14 protein-coding genes and 1 tRNA gene are annotated in these 12,733 nt (G+C 66.9%); 12 read left to right on the forward strand and 3 right to left on the reverse strand.

Annotated elements, in window-relative coordinates; all coding sequences use genetic code 11:
• Window positions 1-159: 159 nt before the first annotated feature.
• Window positions 160-492, reverse strand: coding sequence for a hypothetical protein (locus PJB24_RS09185; protein ID WP_219975194.1), 333 nt, complete (start codon window positions 490-492; stop codon window positions 160-162).
• A gap of 198 nt (window positions 493-690) precedes the next feature.
• On the opposite strand from PJB24_RS09185, the gene PJB24_RS09190 reads away from it, so the two are divergent.
• From PJB24_RS09190 to PJB24_RS09245, 12 genes are all read left to right on the forward strand, one after another.
• On the forward strand, window positions 691-1,104 hold the full coding sequence (locus PJB24_RS09190; RefSeq protein WP_207890325.1) for an ArsR/SmtB family transcription factor: 414 nt from the start codon (window positions 691-693) through the stop codon (window positions 1,102-1,104).
• A gap of 41 nt (window positions 1,105-1,145) precedes the next feature.
• Window positions 1,146-3,098: a heavy metal translocating P-type ATPase gene (locus PJB24_RS09195; RefSeq protein WP_273845082.1), complete on the forward strand. Its 1,953-nt coding sequence runs from the start codon at window positions 1,146-1,148 to the stop codon at window positions 3,096-3,098.
• A gap of 14 nt (window positions 3,099-3,112) precedes the next feature.
• Window positions 3,113-4,525: a phenylacetate--CoA ligase family protein gene (locus PJB24_RS09200; protein WP_273845084.1), complete on the forward strand. Its 1,413-nt coding sequence runs from the start codon at window positions 3,113-3,115 to the stop codon at window positions 4,523-4,525.
• On the forward strand, window positions 4,522-5,049 hold the full coding sequence (gene lspA, locus PJB24_RS09205) for a signal peptidase II (protein ID WP_132689228.1): 528 nt from the start codon (window positions 4,522-4,524) through the stop codon (window positions 5,047-5,049). The genes PJB24_RS09200 and lspA overlap by 4 nt, the downstream gene beginning before the upstream one ends.
• Window positions 5,021-6,115, forward strand: coding sequence for a DUF305 domain-containing protein (locus PJB24_RS09210; protein WP_132689231.1), 1,095 nt, complete (start codon window positions 5,021-5,023; stop codon window positions 6,113-6,115). Before lspA ends, PJB24_RS09210 begins: the two co-directional genes overlap by 29 nt.
• Window positions 6,116-6,163: 48 nt before the next feature.
• On the forward strand, window positions 6,164-6,901 hold the full coding sequence (locus PJB24_RS09215; RefSeq protein ID WP_132689233.1) for a ZIP family metal transporter: 738 nt from the start codon (window positions 6,164-6,166) through the stop codon (window positions 6,899-6,901).
• 1,714 nt (window positions 6,902-8,615) lie between these two features.
• A complete protein-coding gene (locus PJB24_RS09220; protein WP_132689242.1) occupies window positions 8,616-9,086 on the forward strand; it encodes a hypothetical protein in 471 nt (156 codons plus the stop codon).
• Window positions 9,087-9,201: 115 nt separating this feature from the next.
• Complete coding sequence (locus PJB24_RS09225) at window positions 9,202-9,555, forward strand: DUF6788 family protein (protein ID WP_143527110.1); 354 nt, start codon at window positions 9,202-9,204, stop codon at window positions 9,553-9,555.
• 47 nt (window positions 9,556-9,602) lie between these two features.
• Window positions 9,603-9,914 (forward strand): hypothetical protein, encoded by a 312-nt coding sequence (locus PJB24_RS09230; RefSeq protein ID WP_132689247.1) that lies wholly within the window; start codon window positions 9,603-9,605, stop codon window positions 9,912-9,914.
• Window positions 9,911-10,348: a putative toxin-antitoxin system toxin component, PIN family gene (locus tag PJB24_RS09235; RefSeq protein WP_132689249.1), complete on the forward strand. Its 438-nt coding sequence runs from the start codon at window positions 9,911-9,913 to the stop codon at window positions 10,346-10,348. Before PJB24_RS09230 ends, PJB24_RS09235 begins: the two co-directional genes overlap by 4 nt.
• A 262-nt stretch (window positions 10,349-10,610) precedes the next feature.
• Window positions 10,611-10,683 (forward strand) — tRNA-His (locus PJB24_RS09240).
• Between the two features lie 48 nt (window positions 10,684-10,731).
• Complete coding sequence (locus PJB24_RS09245; protein WP_273845098.1) at window positions 10,732-11,190, forward strand: hypothetical protein; 459 nt, start codon at window positions 10,732-10,734, stop codon at window positions 11,188-11,190.
• Here PJB24_RS09245 and PJB24_RS09250 read toward each other — a convergent pair.
• Window positions 11,187-12,119, reverse strand: coding sequence for a coiled-coil domain-containing protein (locus tag PJB24_RS09250; RefSeq protein ID WP_273845100.1), 933 nt, complete (start codon window positions 12,117-12,119; stop codon window positions 11,187-11,189). The genes PJB24_RS09245 and PJB24_RS09250 overlap by 4 nt on opposite strands.
• Window positions 12,120-12,223: 104 nt before the next feature.
• Window positions 12,224-12,676 (reverse strand): Fur family transcriptional regulator, encoded by a 453-nt coding sequence (locus PJB24_RS09255; protein WP_273845103.1) that lies wholly within the window; start codon window positions 12,674-12,676, stop codon window positions 12,224-12,226.
• Window positions 12,677-12,733 lie beyond the last annotated feature (57 nt).

Here is a 12,733-nt window from a genome sequence, read left to right on the forward strand (position 1 = left end):
GGTTAACGTGGGACGGATCGCTAACTGGCTCAACGGTGTTCCTACCGCCGTAACTCGGCGCTCCCGATTGGCGGCTCTGGCTCCGGTGAGCTGATCGTGGCTCTCCGGCGAATAAACCAACAGTATCTATGCCGGCGTTTACTTGATCTTTGCCGGACTCTACGATAGGCGCCATTCCACCAGCTCCGGCCCGCCGCCTTCGGCGGGGAACATCTGGACCCTGAAGCGTATATCCGGGTGGTGGGTGTCCTTGCCGCCCCGCGTGTTGTAAGCGTCGACGAACCGGCACCGGTACTCGCCGGGGAAGGTCTCGTCGGTAAGCCCCACCTCGAGCCTCACGGTCACCTCTTTCTCTCCGCCGCCGTCACCGTGCATGGATATGACGCGACCGCTCGCGTCTTCCCTGAAAAGGGCATCGACCCGGGAGACGCCGCTTGAGTCCCTCAGGTCCAGCTCCAGTGTGATAGTGTCCCCAACCGTGTAAGTCCTCACCGCTCTTTCTCCTCTCCCGAACGGCTCCCTCTTCGCCGTCGTTGGTCGCTCGCCGGCTTTCTCCGCCCGGAACCCCGAACCGGAACCCGACCGCCTCCGCCCGCCTTCCTGCGGATCGCGCCGCCCTGGCAAGTTGACGCTCCATACGCGCCGGTATAGCATTATTTCGATTGTCGTTCAACTATAGGAGAGTATCGCGTGCGAGCGATCGACGACAAAGAGAAGGATCTGGAGCGGATCGCGAGCGAGGGCGTCTGCGAGGTGGACGTCATCCACGCGGAGGCCGTGCGGCGAGCTCGGGAGGCTTTGCCGGAGGAGGAGGTCACGCGGAGGGCGACGGAGATCTTCGGGCTCCTCTCCGACCCCACGCGGTCACGCATCGTCTACGCCCTCTCGGTGGAGGAGCTGTGCGTCTGTGATGTAGCCGCGGTGGCGGGGCTCTCCATCAGCGCCGCGAGCCACCAGCTCAAGCGCTTGAGGGATCGGGGGGTGGTGAGCTTCCGTAAGGAGGGCCGGTTGGCCTACTACCGCCTCGAAGACGAGCATCTGCGCCGGCTCCTTGAGGACTGCGTGGGACACGTCCTCGCAGAGCGAGGGGCGACTTCCGCCTAGGGCTTTGACCGTACGCAGACCTTAAAAGAAAGGAGCAAAACGTGGCCAAAGAACGACTTCGCGAGCGCGAGGATGTAGAGACCGAAGAGAGAGACGAGGACGAAGAGGTCGAGGGCTTTGAGGGGCCGTGGTATCTCTTCCCGCCGATGCGCAACGCCCTCATCGCGGGCGCGCTGCTGCTGATCGGGTGGCTGATCGAGCGCTTCACGGGCTTTCCGGCCTACGTACCGATCTCCGTCTTCGTCCTCGTCATCCTGATCGGCGCTTACTACTGGGCGCGCGAGGGTCTTGAGGAACTCGTAGAGGAGCGCGAGGTCGGCATCGAGGTCCTCATGGCGTTCGCGACCGTGGGAGCGGTGATCCTGGGCGCGTGGTTCGAGGCCGCCTTCCTGGTCTTCCTCTACGCCGGCGCCGAGGCGACCGAAGAGTACACCTACGCCCGGACCCGCACCGCCATCCGGGCGCTCCTGGACCTCGCCCCCGAGACGGCGACGCTCCTCAAGGATGGGCGCGAGGAGACGGTCCCGGCGGAGGAGCTTGCGGTCGGCGACCTCTTCCTGGTCAGGCCCGGCGAGCGCATCCCAACGGACGGTGAGATCCTGGAGGGCGCAAGCAGCCTGGACGAGTCGGCGGTGACGGGCGAGTCGGTGCCGGTGGAGAAGGGCGAGGGGGAGAAGGTCTTCGCCGGGACCATAAACGCCACAGGCTCCCTGAAGGTGCGCGCGACGACGAACTTCGAGTCGAACTCGTTGCAGAAGATCATCCACCTGGTCGAGGAGGCGCAGGGCGTCAAGTCCGGCGCGCAGCGCTGGATCGACCGCTTCGGTAGCCGCTACAGCCCCGCCGTCCTTTTGGGAGCGCTCTTGCTCCTGGTCGTCCCGCCGCTCTTCGGCGGCCCCTTCGACACCTGGGCCTACCGCGCGGTGGTGCTGCTCGTCGCCGCCGCTCCGTGCGCCCTGGTCATGTCCACCCCCGTGGCGGTTGCCGCGGCGATAGGCCGCGCCGGGCGCGAGGGCGTGCTCATAAAGGGCGGCATCCACCTGGAGAACCTGGCGAAGGTCAGGGTCGTCACCTTCGACAAGACCGGAACCCTCACCCGCGGCAAGCCCGTGGTGACCGATGTCGTCGCGGGCAACGGTTCGGCCGACGGCATGCTGAGAGTCGCAGCCGGCGTCGAGCACCTGAGCGAGCACCCGCTGGCCCGGGCGATCGTCGAGCGCGCCCGCTCGGAGGGCATACATCCTGCGGAGGTCAGGGATTTCCGGTCCCTCACCGGTGCCGGTGCCAGGGCCGAGGTCGACGGCCGGACCGTCTACGTGGGCAGCCCCGCCCTGTTCCGCGATCTCGGGGTTTCCCTCGACGGTACGCTAGAAGAGATCGAGCACCTTCAGGAGGAAGGCAAGACGGTGGTCCTGGTCGGGACCGGAGAGCGTGTGGAGGGGCTCCTCGCCATCCGTGACGAGCCGCGTCCGGAGGCGAAACGCGCCATCGAAGAGTTGCACGAGATGGGCTACGAGGTAGCGATGCTCACCGGGGACAACCTGCGCACCGCCAGAGCCATCGCCCGGGAGCTGGGCATCGACGAGGTGCGCGCCGACCTGAAGCCCGAGGACAAGGTGGAAGCCGTAAAGGAGCTGGAGCGGGAGCACGGCCCCGTGGCGATGGTCGGGGATGGCATTAACGACGCGCCGGCCCTTGCCACGGCGACCGTCGGGATGGCGATGGGCACCGCAGGTACCGACGCGGCCATAGAGGCGGCGGACGTGGCGCTCATGGGCGACGACCCACGCAAGGCTGCCTACGCTCTCAGGCTCGCCAGGCGCAGCCAGCGCATAAGCCTGCAGAACATCGTCTTCTCCATACTGGTTCTGGCCGTCCTCATCCCCGGCGCGGTACTCGGCTTGCTCGGCATCGCCGCTGCCGTCTTCGCCCACGAGACATCGGAGCTTCTCGCCATCGCCAACGGCCTGCGCGTCGCCCGGAGGGTCGGCTGAAGGAGGTCGATGGCATGTCCGGCGCACCATCGAAAGCAACCGGCGCGGCAACCGCACCCGGCAGGACGCGCGAACATCCGCTGTGGCTGCTGCGCGACGCGCGCAGGGCCAGAAAGCAAGGCCCGGCTGCGATCGAGCGGCGGCAGCGCGCCCGGCTTGCCGGGATGGTGGCCTTCGCGTGTGCCAACTCGCCGTACTACCGCAAGCTCTACCGGGACCTGCCGGAGAAGATCGAGGATCCCACGCTCTTGCCGATTACCTCAAAGAAGGCGCTGATGGCGCGCTTCGACGACTGGGCGACCGACCGTGAGGTGACCATCGAGAAGGCGCGGGCGTTCGTTGAGAACCCCGACCTCATCGGGGAGCGGTTCCTGGGCAGGTACACGTTGCTCACCACCTCGGGCACCACCGGGAACCGCGGGATCTTCGTGCTGGACGACCGGAGCATGGCCGTGACCAGCGCCCTCGTCTTCCGCATGCTGAGCGCCTGGCTCGGGATCGGCGACGTCATCGGCATCCTCGCCGGCGGCGGGCGCATGGCCATGGTGAACGCCATGGGCGGCCACTTCGCCTCCGCGGTAGCCGCCACCCGCCTACGCGGCAAACGGGTCCAGGTCTTCCCGGTGGATATGCCCCTACCGGAGATGGTGGCTCAACTCAACCGGTTTCGGCCGGTCATAGTCGCCTCGTACGCGAGCATGGCCGCGCTCTTGGCCGGCGAGCGGGAGGCCGGCCGCCTGCGCATCGACCCGGTGCTGGTGGTGCTCTCGGCCGAGGGGCTCCCGGCACGCGAGTACGACCGGATCGCCGGGGCGTTCGACGCCAAGGTCCGCGACAGCTACGCCGCCACCGAGTGCCCCTTCATCAGCTACCGCTGCGAGCACGGCTGGCTGCACGTCAATAGCGACTGGCTCGTCTTGGAGCCGGTCGACGCCGACCACCGCCCCGTCGCGCCGGGCAAGCACTCGCACACGGTCCTGCTCACGAACCTCGCCAACCGGGTGCAGCCCATCATCCGCTACGACCTCGGCGACAGTATCTTGCAGCGGCCCGACCCCTGCTCGTGCGGTAACACGCTGCCCGCCATCCGCGTGCAGGGCCGCGCCGCCGACGTGCTCGCCTTTCCTATCGGCGGCGAGCGGGTCACCATTCCGCCTTTGGCGTTCGGCTCGCTGGTCGATCGCACCCCGGGGGTCGAGCTGTTCCAGATCGTGCAGACCGCACCGGCGAGCCTGCGCGTGCGCCTGCATCCCGCGGCCGGTGCCGACCCGGAGCGCGTGTGGCGGATGGTGCACGACGAGATCACGCACCTCCTCGCCGGAAACGGGCTCGACCACGTCACGGTCGAGCGCGCCGGGGAGCCGCCGGAGCAATCCGCGGGTGGCAAGTACCGTACGATAATCCCGCTAAACTCGGGGGGATCATGACCCGACGGTTCGGCAGGAAGATTGGCGTAACCTCGACAGCCGCCGCCCTGACCGTCCTCGGCGCGTACCTCGCGCGCCGGTGGGCCGAACGCGGCTTGGACTACGGCGAGACGGTCCCCCTGGCCGGCGACCTCTTCCGCCTGACCCTCGGCGAGAACCCGGGCGTGGCCTTCGGCCTGCTCGGTGGCTCCCCGCTCGTGCCCTGGCTCTCCGCGCTCGCGCTCGTCGTCTTCGCGCTTTACCTGGCTCGATCCCTGCGGGACAGCCGCGCGGGCGGTGTCTCGCTCGGCCTGATCCTCGGCGGCGGCCTCGCCAACCTGCTCGACCGCCTCGGCGACGGGCGCGTCACCGACTACCTGGACGTCGGCCTGGGGAGCTGGCGCTGGCCTACCTTCAACCTGCCCGACGCGGCGATAACGGTTGGTGTTTTCCTGGTCGTGTGGCTGCTCTGGCGTGACGCGCCCCACTCTACGACGGGAAAGGAGAAGAATTCGCGTGGGCTCTTTGAGCGACTTCTTCGATAAACATGATCCGGACGGCAGGTGGCGCGCGGGCGCCCTTACGGGACTGGCCAGCGGCACGTTCTCGACGGTCCTTATCTCCCTGGGAGGACCCAGGATCGGGCGCGACGTGCCGCTCGACTGGATGGAGATAGCGAGCATCAACCTGCGCGACCGGGCGATCGTCTCCGAGCCCGGCTGGCCCCAGGTCCTCCCGGGCATCCTCACCCACCAGAGCGTGGACCTTGCGTGGGCGGCGGCGTACTTCGGACTCGGCATCGGGCACCTCGGCCAGGAGAAGCAGAGGAAAGCCCTGCTCGCCGGGGCCATCCCGTGGGCGGTGGCGTCCTCCGCGTTCGAGTTCTTCGTCGCCATCCCGATCCTCCAGCGGCTGCTCAAAATGCAGGTCCCCTACTGGACGGGCTTGACCGTTCACCTGGCGTCGAGCGTCGCTTACCCGCTCTTTCTGCGGATACGGCGGCGCATCGCAGGGGAAGAGACGACCCCGGACGAGGATCGGCTGGCGCGCCTGACCCTCCTGGCGATGGGAGGCTCGATCGCGGCCCTCGCATTGCTCGAGGTCCTCGCCCGCAAGGGGCATGAGCCCCGCTGGCCCTTCGACCGGGAGCAGGAGATCGAGGTCGGCAGGAGCTTCCTGCGGCAGATGACGGCCCACCACGAGCTGGGGGTCCGCCTCTCCCGCCTGCTGCGGGACAAAGCCCCACAAAAGGAGGCGCGGGTGCTGGGGACCCTGATGTACGCCGAGCACGTGGGGGAACTCGACGCGATGCGCCGCTGGTGGCGCAACTGGTACGGCGGCGAGATGCCCGAGCCGACCGAAGAGGAGCACGAGCGCATGCCCGGCATGCCGCCGACCGGGCGGGTGGACGAGCTGGAGACGATGAGCGGGGCCGCCTTCGAGCGGAGCTTCTACCCCGTCATGATCTCCCACCACGAAGGCGCGATAACCATGTCCGACGACCTGATAAGGCGGGCCAGGGACCCCCGCCTGATCCTGTTCGCCGACCAGATCCGCTACGCGCAACGCAACCAAGTGCAGTACATGCGCGAGTTGGAGGGGCGTGCCTGACGCCGTTGGCGCCCCGTTCGGAGCGCGGCCGCCCGAGGGAGCAGCCCCTTGAACGAGTACCTGGTCGTACTCGCGTTCGCCGCGTTGCCCGCACTTGGCAACTTCGCGGGCGGGGCGCTCGCCGAGTTCGTGCCCGTCTCGCGCCTGATGCTCAACCTCGCCCTCTACTCGGCCGCCGGCGTGGTGGTCGCCGTGGTGGCCGTGGAGCTCATGCCCCGGGCGCTGGAGGCCGACCCGGCCTGGGCCATCGTTCTGGCCTTCGTCCTGGGCGGCGTCTTCTACGTGGCCGTGGACTGGGCCATACAGCGCCTCAACGACCGCTACGGCGGCGAGGGCGGAGCTGGGCCGTGGGTGATCTTCTTCGGCGTCTCGGTTGACCTCTTCTCCGACGGGATCATGGTCGGCACCGGCTCGACGGTGGCCGTGGGCCTCGGCCTGCTCCTGGCTTTGGGACAGGTGCCCTCGGACATCCCGGAAGGCTTCGCCACCGTCGCCAACTTCAGGAGAAGGGGCGTCCCGCGCAGCCGGCGCCTGCTCCTCTCGGCGGCCTTCGCGGCGCCCATCTTCCTGGGCGCCACGCTCGGCTACTGGCTGATGCGCGACGCGTCCGAGCTCAACAAGCTCCTCTTGCTCACCTTCACCGCCGGGGTTCTCAGTACGCTGGTGGTCGAGGAACTGGTGCCTGAGGCGGTCGAGGAGGTCCCCGAGTCCCCGCTTTCGTCCCTGGCCTTCATCGGCGGCTTCGCCCTCTTCGCGCTGCTCTCTACCTACCTGGAGGTGGAGTAGAGGGCCGGGCAGGGACCCTGATGGCCTCCACGAGCATGGCCTGAAGACTCCGCCACGCTCGCCTGATGGTCATCCGGCTTCCCGACCACCCGGCTCCGCAGAGCAGGAGAGCATGAATCTCGTGGCCGCTAACCGGTGCCGGGCGGAGGCACGAGCCGGAAGAGCGCCCGGAGCCTGACGAGCGTTGGCGCGAGTTCGGCCCTATTCGCATCACCATCGAAGGCGTGACCCGGAGGGACGGAGTGGGAGTCGGCGGAACGGCACTTGGCTTTGTCCTCGGCAGCCTTGCCAATTTACTCGACAGCCTGGTGCTGGCCCACCTTCAACCTCCCCAAGTGGCAATAACCGTCGACTTCCTCTTCGCTCTGAGGCTGTTCGCCCGTCTCGCACCATACGATCGTGACGGGCGAACAAGAAAGTTGTAGAGCACGCAGATCGGCATCGATGCAGTGGCTTTCGCTGCCGTCAAAGCGGGATTATGAGACCGGATCGCGACATCGCCACGCCTACGGGAAGGCTCGCACACCTACCTCCCAGGCGGCTTTATGCCGCCCCTTCGGGGTTGCCTGCGGCAACCTGGCAGGAACCGGGCTGTGCTCTCCCGGCGGAACGGCGCAGGGCGAGGCTCGGAGGTACGGGCCGCAGGCCGCCCCGGATGGTCGGCCCCCGGCCCTCTACAGACATTCTCCGGTAACGCGCCCCGACAGGGCGGCCAGCTAAAGCTCGCCGCTTGTGGAAGGCGATCCTCATCGGTACGGTCCGCAGTCGGCTCCGCTTCTCTACGCCGACCCCGGCCCTCATCGAACATCGCGAGAAGCGCAACGCCGTAAAGGCGGAGAGCCTCCCGGAGGTCGGCACACCGCCCCGAATCACATTGAGGACGCAGAGTGAAAGTTCCGCCGACATCGAAGGATCCACGCATGATCTGACCGGGTTCCGGGTTTTGCCTACGCCAGGGAAGGCTACACCGGGAGGGCGGGGACGGCTAAGCCGCCCTTAAAGGGGTGTCAAGGGGCCTCCATACCGGCCGTGCCCTACCCCTTGACATCCCCGCCCTCCCGGTCCCTCCCGCCTCCAGGCAGGCAAAACATGATCTCTGGCAGCGACACATCTGGCTCTTCTTCTGCACTCCCTCTCGGTGGGGTGGTAGCTTTCTGCGGCTCCCGTCATGGCTCGCCCTTTCCTGTCTCTCCCGTGGTGGCGGCTGTGCTTTCCGCCGGCGGCTCCGTCCGCGTCGGCTGTGCCCCTGGCGTTGATGCCGCCGTCCGCTCGTGCTGCATCTCGGCCGTGGTGGTGCGCGCCTCGTCGTTTTCCGGTCCGCCGCGTGCCCGCCTGGCTGCTCGCACCCGTGCGGTGGTCGCCGGTGCGTCGGCCTTGTGCGTCTTCCCGCCCGCCGGCGGCTCCCTTGGCCCTGGCTCATCACTCGCCATCCGGTGCGCTCTGTCCGCTGGCCTTCCGGTTTGGTGTGCCGGGCCTCGGCCTTCCGTGCCTGTTTCCTGGTCTTCGCTTCGCCTGGCGGGTGTGCCCGGCTTTGTCTATCTTCCGGCGCCGTCTCTCTTCTAGCTTGGAAGATTTTCCTGCAAATCAAACAAAATTAATGTTGGGAAAACACCATGTTGCCGTACTATTACTGTACGCGCACAATCAGTGCGGAGTGTAAAGAAGCCCGGCGGCGCTGGTCCCGCCCCGGGCGCGACCCAAGGAGGTTTGGTCCTTGAGTGAGCAAAGTGTACACGAGCGGCAGACGTCTCGGGCGCTGCGCGGTCTCGTTCTCTTCCGGGAGCGGGGAGTGGATATCCGGCCCATGCAGGACAGGCGCTGGCGGGTGCCTTCGTGCAGCTGCCCGCGCTTCTACGCGGTGGATCTCGAAGAGGAGTCCTGCACCTGCGCGGACTTCCAAAACCGGTGCAAGGCGTGCAAGCACGTCTTCGCGGCGGTGATCGCCGCCTCGCGCCACGGTCGGGCGGTCTCCTTCATGGCGGAGCTTCGCGCCCGGCGCGCCGAGGAGTTGGCGGAGGCGGTCGCGGAGCCGTTGGCTGAGCCGGTCACCGAGGCGGCGATCCGCCAGAGCTACGACCTGTACCTGCGGGTGTGCGGGCTCTACCCGCGCGACGGCCTACTGGTCGAGGCGGCGAGGGCTCGCCACAAGGCGGCCCTGCGCGCCTTCGTGGCCGGGGCTCCCTGACGCACGCCCTCTTCCCGCCGGGGCGCCGGCGCACACGGCCGGCGCCCCCTGACCATCTCCCGAAGAGAGCGCACAATGGTACTATATCTGTGCGCGCACATGCGAGAGGAGGCGCGTGGACCTGGACCGGATGATCGCGGGCTTGAAGGACCTCGACCGGGAGGGGCTCGCCCGCTTGCGAGAGGAGCTCGAGCTGCGGCTGCGGGAGCTCGGAGACGATGCCTCCGGGAAAGATGGCAAGCCGGCGGGCTCCGGGGTGCTGGAGTACCGCCCGCATGCGGACGGGACGCTCCAGGCGGAGGTCCGCCGGTACGTGCGCAAGGACGGCACGGTCAAGGAACAGGGACCGTACTGGTACTTCCGCTACCACGAGGGCGGCAGGCAGAAGAAGCTCTACCTGGGTAAGACTGACGACCCGGAGGGGGAGCTTGCGCGGAGGCGGGCGACGAGTTCGGGGAAGGCGACGTAATCGGGCAGAACATGCGACAATCTGGACGGAACGATAGGAGCCCTCAGATGGAACAGCGGTTAGAGAAACAGACCGAAGAGATGACCCGCGCGGCCAAAGAGATCACCGAGGCCGTCAAGGAGCTTAGAACCGCGGTCGAGAGGCTGGCTGAGATCCAACGCCCCGGCGAATTCCCTGAAGACGAAGCAGTGCGGCTCGCCCAGGAAGGCGTGCACGAGGTGAGGGAAGAACTCAGGCGTGAGCGCGAGCGGTTGGGCCTCAAAGAGGAGAGAAGGCCCGCGCCGACCCCGGAGGAGATCCGGGAGTGGGAGCACCGCAGGGAAGAGCGTCGCCGGCGCGAGGGCTATAAGCCCCTTTGAGCGGGCCGCTGGTCGTCCTCGACACGGACGCGGTCGTAACCGCCCTGATCGGCGACGAGGGCGCTTCGAGCTACCGGATCCTGCGCGCCGTGGGCGCCGGGGACATTAGGGTGGCGCTCTCCGACGCCTTCCTGGTCGAGTTGGTGAGGACCGTCCGCAACCGATACCGGCAGGGTTTGATCCTCAACGCGGCCAGGGCCTTCGAGGTGGCGCTGGACCTGGGCCTGCAAGGCGAGCTCAGGCGGCCTCCAGGCTGGGAATGGCCCAGCGTGCCCGATCCCGAAGACCGGTGGATACCCGACCTCGCCTACGACGCCGGTGCAGACTTCATCGTCACCTGGGATCGGCACCTGCTCGACGCCGAGCTACCCTTCAGCGCCGAGGTCGTCACTCCAGCCCAACTCCTCCAGAGGCTTTCAGCCCCTGCCCCCTAATCCCCCTCGCCGCATACTCGGCCGGCGAAACTTACCGCAACCGTACCGCAACCGAGCTGATGCGGAGCGGTACGGAACGGACGAAGGGTACCTGCCAAACCGCCAAAACCGCATAAATAAGCCGAATCTGCGGACGTATTAGTACGGGCTAGAACCTGTCTCTTCGAACTTCTAATCCGCCGGCCGCAGGTTCGAATCCTGCCGGGCGCGCCACCGGCGATTTCGCCGGGTTTTGCTGGTAGAATCATCTGCCGGGAACGTGGTGGCCGTAGCTCAGCCGGTAGAGCATCGGATTGTGGCTCCGAAGGTCGCGGGTTCGAATCCCGTCGGTCACCCTGGCGCCCCCTGAGAGCCCCACCCCGCCGGGTTGGTAGAATGGGAATATGAGAAGCCTCAAGGCGGTAGTGTTCGGGCTCGCCATCGCGCTCATCGTGGAGCTGCTTCTGGTCTTCGGCATCGCCGCTCCCATATTCACAGCCTTCGTCCCCGAGGGCCTGGCCCGTACGTCTGCCCTGGCTGAGGGAGTTGTGGTTTTCGCTGCGGCGTTCGGAATGTACTGGGGAGGGATGGCGGCCGGGTATAAGGCCGGTGGACGCCCGCGGATGCACGGGATCGCGGTGGCCGTTCTGCTGTTCGTGGTCTCACCGGCGTTGAACCTCGCTGCGGCACACGATCCTTTTGCCCAGCTCCGGGATTCCGGTTTCCTGCTGCTGTGTGGGGTGCTGTTCGTAGTCTCCCTGGCCGCGTCTTTCATCGGGGCCGGGCGGGGCTGGCAGCTTCAGATCTACAACCGTAGGGTGAGGCGGGCCGAGCGGCGTGCGGGCAAGACGGGGAAACGCTAGCGGGCTCCCTCGCCGAGCATGAGCCGGCCTCTCAGGTCCAGGCGGGCGTTGGGGATTATTTCGATCGGATCGGCGCCCTCCGCTTCGAGCAGTACCTCTGCTTGAGCTGGCAGAGCGGGGTCGCAGGTGTAGCGCTTCCAGCCGAGCTCTCCCCACGAGATCGTGATCTCCACCGAACCATCATGCTTCTTTTGCTCGATCCTGACCTCGGGCAGGCCGAACGACTTTATCGTCGCTGCGGCGGTGAGCGTGTGCTCGCTGGCGTTGAACCGCTCCACGGCGAGCTGCAGCGTGTACGCGGATTCCGCCGCCTCAGGCTCGTGTTCTGCTGCATCCGGGGAGCCTGCCCGGTCGCGAGAGGGTAGGGGGGCCTCATGCCAGGCTTCTCCATTCCGGGTATGTCTCTTTGGTTCCTCCCGGATGGCGTTTTTGAGGGCCAGGTTCTCCTCCTCGAGCTGCCGTAGACGCTCGTTGTAGGCGCGAAGTTCCGCCTCGCGTCTGAGCTTCATCCCCTCGAGGTTCTCCTTGAGACTGCTGATCTCGCGCCGGTTTTTCTCCTGCTGCGCGGCGAGACGATCCAGGAAGGCCCGCCTGTCTGCCTCGCGCTGTTCAGCGAGCGCGGCGAGTCGCTTCCGAAAGTCCTCCTCCTGTTCCTTGAGCCGGATAGAGAGCGCCCGGCGCAGCTCTCGCTCACGCGTCTCGGCAACGCTTTTTATCCTGCGCACCTCGTCCTCTGGTGGGCTCACGGTCTCTTCGGGTGCGCGCTCCCGCGCCGCCATCCCTTCACGGGCCGCTCTGAGGGCCACCCGGGCCTGGGCCAGCTCGTGCCTGAGACTGGCAACCTCCTGCTCGAGGCTTTCGATGAGGACCCCCGCCGCCTCAAGCTGGCTCTCGAGTTCGCGCCCGGTTTCTCTTTCCCCTCCACCCATGTTCTCTCGCGTTCGAATACTACCGCTGCCGGCAGTCAGTCCGCTACCCGCATCAGGGTAGCCCCTCAGGGGTCGGCGGTAAAGTGCCTCTCAGGGGAAAGGGCTCAGCTCTCTCCGGCCTTGCGGCACTCGGGGCAGATGCCCTCGAGCACCAGGTCTGCCGAGGTCACCTCGTACGGTGTGTTCTCCTGCACCCTGGCTTTCAGGTCTCCTATCTGTATGCCGGGTACCTCCGAGACCCGACCGCAGCGGATGCAGCGGATGTCGAGGTGAGGCTCCAGGTTGAGATCGTAGCGGATCGGAGACTCGGCCCAATGCTTGGAGCTTATCACCCCGATCTCCTCGAGTACCGAGAGCGCCTGATAGACGGTGCCGAGGGCTATCCGGGGGTTCTTGCGCTTGACGATAAGATAGACGTCCTCCGCCGAAGGATGACCATCGGCCTGCTTCAAGGCTTCGAGCACCGCCCGGCGCTGGGAGGTCAGGGTGTAACCGGAGCGCCGGAACTTCTCCTTTATTTCCGCGTCAACCCTGCCGGAGGTCATGTGTCGATCCATCGATAACCATTCCTGATTCGAAGTTTATCATACGGTCTTTACGCTACCGGGGTGTAC

It is taken from the genome of Rubrobacter calidifluminis (assembly GCF_028617075.1).
Lineage (GTDB): Bacteria > Actinomycetota > Rubrobacteria > Rubrobacterales > Rubrobacteraceae > Rubrobacter_E > Rubrobacter_E calidifluminis.

Coding starts and splice junctions, on each gene's coding strand:
- PJB24_RS09200 (WP_273845084.1), top strand. CDS start 3,113: ATGTCCGGCGCACCATCGAAAGCAACCGGCGCGGCAACCGCACCCGGC.
- lspA (WP_132689228.1), top strand. CDS start 4,522: ATGACCCGACGGTTCGGCAGGAAGATTGGCGTAACCTCGACAGCCGCC.
- PJB24_RS09230 (WP_132689247.1), top strand. CDS start 9,603: ATGGAACAGCGGTTAGAGAAACAGACCGAAGAGATGACCCGCGCGGCC.
- PJB24_RS09245 (WP_273845098.1), top strand. CDS start 10,732: ATGAGAAGCCTCAAGGCGGTAGTGTTCGGGCTCGCCATCGCGCTCATC.
- PJB24_RS09250 (WP_273845100.1), bottom strand. CDS start 12,119: ATGGGTGGAGGGGAAAGAGAAACCGGGCGCGAACTCGAGAGCCAGCTT.
- PJB24_RS09255 (WP_273845103.1), bottom strand. CDS start 12,676: ATGGATCGACACATGACCTCCGGCAGGGTTGACGCGGAAATAAAGGAG.